At 37.2% G+C, this 7,524-nt stretch carries 8 protein-coding genes; 1 reads left to right on the forward strand and 7 read right to left on the reverse strand.

The features are described from left to right. Nucleotides 1-28: 28 nt before the first annotated feature. The 7 genes from atpB to ACEN36_RS06135 form a co-directional block, all read right to left on the reverse strand. Nucleotides 29-778, reverse strand: a complete 750-nt coding sequence (atpB, locus tag ACEN36_RS06105; protein WP_407102707.1) for a F0F1 ATP synthase subunit A — start codon at nucleotides 776-778, stop codon at nucleotides 29-31. Between the two features lie 288 nt (nucleotides 779-1,066). After that, nucleotides 1,067-1,696, reverse strand: a complete 630-nt coding sequence (upp, locus tag ACEN36_RS06110; RefSeq protein ID WP_407096522.1) for a uracil phosphoribosyltransferase — start codon at nucleotides 1,694-1,696, stop codon at nucleotides 1,067-1,069. A 195-nt stretch (nucleotides 1,697-1,891) separates the two neighbouring features. Then, complete coding sequence (glyA, locus tag ACEN36_RS06115; protein ID WP_407096523.1) at nucleotides 1,892-3,130, reverse strand: serine hydroxymethyltransferase; 1,239 nt, start codon at nucleotides 3,128-3,130, stop codon at nucleotides 1,892-1,894. A 302-nt stretch (nucleotides 3,131-3,432) separates the two neighbouring features. Beyond that, nucleotides 3,433-4,461 carry an L-threonylcarbamoyladenylate synthase gene (locus ACEN36_RS06120; protein ID WP_407096524.1) on the reverse strand — a complete coding sequence of 343 codons (1,029 nt, stop codon included), beginning with the start codon at nucleotides 4,459-4,461 and terminating at the stop codon, nucleotides 3,433-3,435. Between the two features lie 37 nt (nucleotides 4,462-4,498). Continuing rightward, the gene (prmC, locus tag ACEN36_RS06125) at nucleotides 4,499-5,344 is read right to left on the reverse strand and encodes a peptide chain release factor N(5)-glutamine methyltransferase (RefSeq protein WP_407096525.1); all 846 of its coding nucleotides are present in this window, start codon (nucleotides 5,342-5,344) and stop codon (nucleotides 4,499-4,501) included. Beyond that, a complete protein-coding gene (prfA, locus tag ACEN36_RS06130; protein ID WP_407102709.1) occupies nucleotides 5,334-6,413 on the reverse strand; it encodes a peptide chain release factor 1 in 1,080 nt (359 codons plus the stop codon). Before prfA ends, prmC begins: the two co-directional genes overlap by 11 nt. Before the next feature lie 24 nt (nucleotides 6,414-6,437). Beyond that, nucleotides 6,438-7,013, reverse strand: coding sequence for a thymidine kinase (locus ACEN36_RS06135; RefSeq protein WP_407096527.1), 576 nt, complete (start codon nucleotides 7,011-7,013; stop codon nucleotides 6,438-6,440). Between the two features lie 187 nt (nucleotides 7,014-7,200). On the opposite strand from ACEN36_RS06135, the gene ACEN36_RS06140 reads away from it, so the two are divergent. Beyond that, on the forward strand, nucleotides 7,201-7,524 hold a 324-nt coding region (locus ACEN36_RS06140; protein ID WP_407123681.1), incomplete at its 3' end, for a helix-turn-helix domain-containing protein.

Here is a 7,524-nt window from a genome sequence, read left to right on the forward strand (position 1 = left end):
TAATAACTCATTTTTTATATTTCGTACACTATTTTGCTTCTATATATTCTTCGTGCTTGACAGTTTCTTCATGACCTATTTTATGAGAAATGTACACCATACTTAAAGTAGTAAAGACAAATGCTTGAATACTTCCTATAAATACAGAAAAGGCTTGCCATGCTATTTGAAGAGGCACTCCTACGATCCAAGTTACTGCTCCAAAACTATTGGCTAAACCAGCGATCAGACCAATCAAAATTTCTCCAGCAAATATATTACCATATAAACGCAAAGCTAAGGTCAATGTATTTGTAAACTCTTCAAAGAGTTTTATAGGCAACAGGAACGGTACCGGACGTATATAACTATTTAAGAAATAGTTTTTAAATCCTTGTTCTTGAACCCCGAAGAAATGTGACAACAAAATCACCATCATTGCCAAAGATAACGTTACGATCGGGTCGGCAGTAGGACTCTTCCACCACTGGATATCATCTATCACTAACACTAAAGGCAACCCTAACATGTTAGAGACAAATACAAATAAGAACAATGTAAATCCAAGTAATTTAAAACGGTCTCCACGTTTTCCCGGAATCGACGTTGACACAATATTGCTTACAAAATCGATGACCCATTCTATAAAATTTTGTTTACCTGTTGGTTTAAGTTGCAAGTTGCGCGTACAAATAAAAACAATCAAAAAAACGATCACGCATGTTGCGACTGTTACTAGTGTGGTAGTGAGATCAAAGCTTAACCCCAGAAATTCTCTAGTCAATGTTTCATGTTCCAATACTTTCACCTTCTTTCTCAAGAATCAATCTTTATAATAGAAACTTTTTCTGATGCAGGACAAAAAAAACCTGTTTTTTGTCTCTCTTATCAGACAATTGACATCATACCACCAAGCGAAATTAATTTCAAAGAAATTATGTGAAATTAGAATAAATAGTTTTAACTACTGGTATAAAAACGTTTTTAAACAACCAACCACTTGCTTTTCACAAACTTTTGAACCGTTTACACTTTTAAATAAAGAAAAACCAAAAACTGATAAATATCAATTTTTGGTTTTTACACCCTATAGAGTGCCGAATAACCGATCGCCTGCATCTCCCAGACCTGGTAAAATATATCCGTCTTCGTTTAATTTTTCATCTAAAGAAGCCGTATAAATATCGACATCAGGATGAGCTTCTTGTAATGCTTTTACCCCTTCTGGTGCCGCAACTAAACAAACAAATTTTATAGACGAGCCGCCACGTTTTTTCAATGAATCAATAGCTGCAATAGCTGATCCACCTGTAGCTAACATGGGGTCTACAACAAATAATTGACGTTCTTTGATATCAGAAGGCAATTTCACAAAATACTCAACGGGTTCAAAAGTTTCATGATCACGATACATTCCCACGTGACCTACTTTAGCTGCCGGGATTAAATCCAACATGCCGTCTACCATGCCTAAACCAGCACGTAAAATAGGAATAATAGCCACTTTTTTTCCTGCAATTTCTTTTTGAACACTTTTAACTAAAGGTGTTTCTATTTCAACATCTTGTAACGGCATATCTCTTGATACTTCATATGCCATTAAGCGGGCGATTTCGTTAACCACTTCTCTAAAAACCTTTGTTCCTGTATTTTTGTCTCTAATAATAGTTAACTTATGTTGGATTAATGGGTGATCCATTACTTCAAGTTTTGCCATTTTTTTGCCCCCTTGGAAATTTTCATTCAAACATATTGATTATACTGGAATATTCATCTTTTATCAGAAAAATAAATAAATTCTCATCTATTATTTTACTCGTTGTGTTTTTTTATTACAACCAGAAGCCCTTATCAAAAAGAAACAGCCCTTATTCTTTTCTTGCTGAGTAAAATCAGTAGTAAAAAAGGATTCTCAATCTATCGCATACAAGGGTCTGTCGGTTGTTAAACGTCTGACTTCCAGCTTGATTTCATCCAGCTTTTCATTATCATCTTTAGCTTCCAATGTTGCCACAATTAATATTGCCACTTTTTTAGAATCTGCTGCGTCAAAATGACGAGTTGTGATGGCCGGAGTACCAATTCTGATACCACTAGTTTTCATAGGGCTCAGTTCTTCAAAAGGAATAGTGTTTTTATTTACGGTTATCCCTACTTCATCTAATAATTTTTCAGCTTTCTTGCCATTCAACTCAAAGCCTCGCACATCCAACAACAATAAATGATTATCTGTCCCACCACTGATCAAACGTGCTTTTGATTGGTTGAACACTTCCACCATGGCTTGGGCATTTTCTACTATTTGTTGTGCGTACGTTGTAAAATCAGGTTGCATAGCTTCTTTCAAAGCTACAGCTTTACCGGCAATGATGTGTTCTAATGGCCCACCTTGAATTCCTGGAAAAATAGCACTATTCAATTTCTTCGCAAATTTTTCTTTTGCTAATATCATTCCGCCACGTGGACCACGCAATGTTTTATGGGTAGTCGTCGTAACTACATCCGCATAAGGAACTGGATTCTGATGCACTCCTGTCGCGACTAAGCCAGCAATATGAGCCATGTCTACCATAAAATAAGCGCCTACTTCATCAGCTATTTCGCGGAATTTCTTAAAATCAATGGCTCGTGGATAAGCACTTGCTCCTGCAATAATTAATTTCGGTTTGTGTTGAACAGCTAATTCCCTTACCTTATCATAATCAATTTGTTCAGATTCTTGATCTACGCCATATGGCACAAAATGATACGTTTTTCCACTGAAATTTACAGGCGATCCATGTGTCAAGTGACCTCCATGGGTCAAATCCATTCCTAAAACAATATCTCCAGGTTCCAACAAAGCATTATACGCAGCCATATTTGCACTAGAACCAGAATGTGGTTGAACATTTGCATACTCTGCATTAAATAATTTTTTTGCTCGTTCGATTGCTAGATTTTCAATAACATCTATGTACTCACAGCCGCCATAATACCTTTTACCAGGATATCCTTCAGCATACTTATTCGTCAAAATGCTTCCTTGTGCAGACAATACTGCTTGCGAAACAAAATTTTCTGATGCAATCAATTCAATATTCTGTTCTTGGCGCTGCTTTTCTTGTTCAATTGCGTCAAATATTTCTTTATCCCATTGATGATTTTCCATTATCAGCCACATCCTTTATTTCTATACCAATCTTTTTTTGATTTTCACAACAGTCGTCTACCCGATTTTATTAAACGGCTTTCTGCTTCTACATATTTTCTATTTTTGTCTCCTGTCTGTCAAGCAGAACCAAACAAAATAAACATAAAAAAAGCTAGTAAACGTCTTCAAATGAGACGGAAGCAGGTGTTCTTACTCCTGCTTCCGCATACTATAAATGCAGTGTTTTTATTTTTTTGTGCTCTCTGCTTGAATGAGAAAAGCTCATTAACAGAGAATCCTTACAATAGAAAAGAAGTTTTTTACACATGATTCTTATAATACTGATTAGCTGCTGCTTTTTTCAGCCGATTCATGTACGCTATTCCAAGTCCTGTTTCAGGATAAGGCTCAGCTAATATAATACTAGCTTCTGTCTTCTCAAAGTGTCTTAACCCCGCATACATTCTGTGTGAAGCGGTTTGGATATTGCCTTCTTCCCCCAATGAAAAGCTTTCTATTGTCGGGTCTGAAAAAGCAGCTACAATACTCTCATTTGCCATTAAGCCAACTTTTTCTCCAAGAGATTGGTAGTGCTTGATCGCACTTTCCCATAGTTGTTGGCTGCCATCGACAATTATGACGGGCTCATTAGGAGAGTAATGTTTGTATTTCATTCCTGGCGCTTTAGGCGTTTCCTCACTAGAAACTAAATGTTGATCTACACTGACGAAACCGATCACTTCTTCTAATTCAGTTTTTGAAATGCCGCCTGGTCGAAGAATGGTAGGATTTTCAGGATCTGTAATGTCTAAAACGGTTGATTCCAGGCCCACACCAGTCTCTCCATCATCTAGAATCCCCGCAATTTTCCCCTTTAAATCATGATACACATGCATAGCAGTTGTTGGACTCGGTTTTCCAGATGTGTTTGCACTGGGACCCACTAAGGGTGTGTCCGCTTCTTTTATAAGCTCCAACGTTGCTTCATTATTTGGCATACGGATCGCTACACTGTCTAAACCTGCAGTAACTGTATTGGCAAAAACACTTTCTTTGACTTTAAAGATAAGTGTCAATGGTCCGGGCCAAAATTGATCCATTAACGTTTCTGCTACTGCCGGGATTTCTTTCACGTAATTCTGGACATCTTCTTTTGAAGCTATATGAACGATTAAAGGATTATCACTAGGACGTCCTTTTGCCTGATACACTTTTTGTACCGCTTGTTCATTTTTAGCATCTGCTCCTAATCCATATACTGTCTCAGTAGGAAAAGAAATCAATTCGCCTTTTTTAATCCATGCAGCTGCTTCCTTTATTTCTGATAGATGAAAAAGTTTTGTTTCCACAATTATTTCCTTCTTTCTATTGAACGATCACCCAATTTTAAGTTTGTACAAACAACAGACGGTCATGTCCGCTCAAATCCTTTTCTACTCGAACAAGGCTATTCGGAAAAGCTTGTTCAAAGAGTTCTTTTACTTTCTGTCCTTGCTTGTAACCAATCTCTAAGTAAATTTGTCCATTTGGCAATAACAGTTGCGGCAATTCTGTTGCTAAGCGCTGATAAATCAATAGACCTTTATTCTCAGCAAATAACGCCATCGGAGGCTCATAATCCAACACACTTTGATCCATAACGTCTTTTTCATCCTCACCAATATAAGGAGGATTTGAAAGAATAACATCAAACTTTTCAGATTCTACAGGATGAGTGAGATCCCCTTCTCTAAATCGAACGGATACTTTATTGGTCTCTGCATTTTCTTTCGCTACAGCTAGAGCTTTCGCTGATAGATCTGTTGCTGTGACTTCATATTGAGGACGTTCTTTTTTTATCGTTATGGCGATAGCTCCAGTGCCTGTTCCGATATCCAATACTTTTAAAGAGCTTTTCTGCTTGGTCTGCTGAAGAAAACGGTCAACGATTTCTTCTGTTTCAGGGCGAGGAATGAGCGTATTGTGCGTAACTTTAAACTTTAACCCATAAAACCATTCATAACCTAGTATATGTTGAAGAGGTCTTCCTCCGCCATACTCTGCAATATCTGCTAATAATTGACGTTTAACATCAGAAGGCATCTCTTCGTGCAAATGCAATACAAAATTTGTTCGTGTCCAATTCTGACGCTCCATCAATAAACGTTCTGCCGCAATCCCTTCTTTTCCACTGCTCTCTAAAAAAGAAGAAGCCCATTTCAGGACTTCTCTATACGTTGAATTAGTATTCATTATTCTTCATCTGCTCCATTTTTGAAGTTTGGTCGAACAGAACTAAAGCATCGACTACTTCATCTAACTTACCAGATAGAATTTGATCTAATTTTTGGATCGTTAACCCAATTCTGTGATCAGTGATGCGGTTTTGCGGAAAATTGTATGTTCTGATTCGTTCTGAACGGTCACCTGTTCCTACAGCCAATTTACGTTCAGCATCATACTCACTTTGAGCTTCGCTTTGTAATTGATCGTAAACACGTGCTCGCAATACTTTCATCGCTTTTTCTCTATTTTTGATTTGAGAACGTTCATCTTGCATCGCAACAGCAATACCAGTTGGAATATGAGTTAACCGAACTGCAGAGGCCGTTTTATTAACATGCTGTCCACCAGCACCACTGGCATGATAAATATCTGTTCGAATATCGTTATCAGCAATGTCTAACTCTACTTCTTCCGCTTCCGGCATAACAACTACAGTAGCCGTAGACGTGTGGATTCGTCCTTGAGATTCTGTTTGTGGTACACGTTGCACACGGTGCGCTCCATTTTCAAATTTCAATTTTGAATATACGTTGGTCCCTGTGATCATAAACGTAATCTCTTTGTACCCGCCAATACCTGTAATGTTGGCATTCAATACTTCTGTTTTCCAACCTTGTGCTTCAGCATAACGTTGATACATGTTAAACAAGTCTCCGGCAAATAATTGAGCTTCATCTCCTCCAGCTGCTCCACGAATTTCCATGATAATATTCTTGTCATCATTTTCATCTTTTGGCAGCATCAGGATTTTGATTTTTTCTTCATACTCTTCTTTTTCTGCTTTTAAGCTGGACAATTCTTCTTTAGCCATCTCTGCCATTTCAGCATCGATTTTTTCTCCAAGAATTTCTTCTGTTTCTTTGATCTCTTCTTGAATCTCTTTATATCGTTTATAAGTCGTAACTGTCTCGCGAATACTACCTTCTTCTTTAGACAGTTTCATAAAACGTTTGGTGTCCGTAATGACTTCCGGATCACTTAACAATTCATTCAGTTCTTCGTAGCGACCAATAACGCTTTCTAACTGATCAAACATTTAAATTCCTCTTTTCTGCTTTCATCATTCAGTAATTGGGGGGTGATGGTAATGTTTGCGACAAACAGGGAAATAGGCTTCATTTCCACCGATTTGGATTTGTTCCCCTGTATAAACAGGGACACCATCTACAACGCGCATATTCATTGTGGCTTTTTTATGACAATACCAGCAAATAGTTTTCATTTCTTCGATCTTATCTGCGTAAAGCAATAAGTATTTTGAGCCTTCAAACAATTCATTTTGAAAATCATTTTTCAATCCGAATGCCATAACCGGGATATTCAAATTATCCACAATTTGAGTCAATTGGATAATGTGTTCTTTTGTTAAAAATTGTGCTTCATCTAATAATACACAAGCTGGTTCAAAATCCAATTCTTCTATCACAGTAAGAATATCGGTCTCTTCAAAAATAGCTACGCCGTTTCTTCGTAAACCAATTCGGCTGGAAACCACGCCGATCTCATCACGATTATCAATACCGCTTGTCATAATGATAACAGGTTTATTTTGTTCTTCATAATTATGCGCGACTTTTAATATTTCAATTGTCTTTCCACTATTCATTGCACCGTACTTAAAAAATAACTGAGCCATCCGATAATATCCTCATTTCTCTCCTAAGAATCCTTTAAAATTATACTGTAAATTCTATTAAAGTACAAGGCAGGATATGGAAAAGACAATTATCTGTATCGTTCGAACGTGATAATGTCCTAAGTAGGTCGAAGCATAAAATGTCCCAAAATGATAAAATAAAATCATGAAAAGGATAATACTAACGATGAATGAAGATAAGAAATATAAAGTAATAAAAGCCGTGGCAGAAAAAAGAAAGGAAAAAAAGAGAGCTTGTGTTGAACTTGGGCTCTCGATGAGGCAAGTCAACAGATTGATTCAAGACTATCAAGAAGGAGGAAAAGCTGTTTTTTCACACGGCAACAGAGGAAAAGCAGCTAGGCACGCCGTGCCAGAGGAAATAAAAAGACAAGTGATCGAGCTCTATCAAAGTTTTAAGATAAAGCCTAACGTGAAGCATTTTACTGAAATTTTGAAGGAGGATCATGCTATCTGTTACACCGATACGACCATTCGTCATATTTTATAT

The organism is Desemzia sp. FAM 23989 (assembly GCF_045528345.1).
Classification (GTDB): domain Bacteria; phylum Bacillota; class Bacilli; order Lactobacillales; family Carnobacteriaceae; genus Desemzia.